The 1403-nt window shown below is 26.3% G+C and carries 1 protein-coding gene; it reads left to right on the forward strand.

All coding sequences use genetic code 4. From position 1 onward, the window contains the following. A partial coding sequence (locus ACWXVM_RS03150; RefSeq protein ID WP_455994301.1) for a hypothetical protein occupies positions 1-329 on the forward strand: 329 nt, incomplete at its 5' end. Positions 330-1403: the final 1074 nt, after the last annotated feature.

Below are 1403 nucleotides of genomic sequence, written 5' to 3' on the forward strand. Positions count from 1 at the left end.
ATAATTTTTATTACAAGAATTTATATAAACATTATGATAGATCAAAAGAAGGCAAACAAGGGTTTGATTTTCCTCTCGATGAAGGTGGAACCTTTGATTTTGATGTGTATCCGTTAGATCTGCCAGAGGAAAATATTCCATGAGAATTTTATGAACCGGACCATAATCAACCATGGGATGAAGATGATGAACCATCTAAGCCAAAAGTTTTACAAACAACACAAGATGCAAGTAAATTGGCCGATTATTTTGCAAATCTACTTAACGGTAGTTTAGGAAACTATGGTATCCAAAGTGATAAAGATGGGTTTACATTTCAAATAAATTAAATTTTATAATAATTAATTTTTTATTCTAAACCAGATATAAGTCTGGTTTTTATTATCAAAAGGGATAAAAATTAATATTAAAATGCGAATAAAACTTATTAAGCATTGTTAAAAAATGCCGTTTTTAAGCTAAAATATCTTGTTGAAGTTAAGAACAAAGAATTCGATGCATATTCAAAAGCCTAGATATTTTGTGAATAAAAATTGAAAATTATATACAAAAAGCCCCATTGTTCAAATAGAACAAGAGGAGAATAATAAAAAAAGAAAATTACTTTTCAGAACTTTAACCAACATTAATAGTACTAATTTGCAGCCCTTACTTATAAAACAAACCAAACCACTAAAAATCTAACATCTATAAATTCTAAAACTAGTGAACAAAAATGATTTACAATCAGTTTATGAAACTATTAAAAGTATTCTGGCAAAGGATACTCTAAATGATATTAGACATAAAAATAAACATATTAAAAATTGATTGGTTGGAAATTCATTACCAAAAAATATAATCTTAGATACTCCACAAAAAAGGTGTCGGATGAGAAAATGAACTAGATAATTTTATTTTTTAGTAAGTAAGGATACTTTGTAAGGAAAAACTATAAAAAATGCTTATAAACTGAATAAATTATGATTAAAAAATTCAGCAAGCGTTGAAAAAAAGTAAATTTATATAAAAATTTGTGTCTAAATATAGGATACGATTTTTAGTTTCTTATTTATAAAAAAATATTAGAACTGTTTGCAAATATATAATAAGCAGCTTATTATAATCGTGAGCTCGTTTCAGTTCAGTATGATCAAAAAAAATAAGGAATTTACTGATAGAATAGCAATGGAATGCAGTATTAACTTATTGAATAACTATGAGGCGTTGCCTTCCTCAAATAGCCAAATTGATTTTTAAATAATATTAATCCAAACAATATTCAAGAAAGCATTAATGCCGCAAATGAATTTATTAACTTCTTACTTGAATCAGAAAGAAAACGACTAGTTTCCGAAGGAAAAAACCGCAGAAGAAATAGTTGAAATTCTTAATAATCAAAAGAATGAAGTTTTGCGCGAATT

It is taken from the genome of Mycoplasma sp. 2261 (assembly GCF_053851575.1).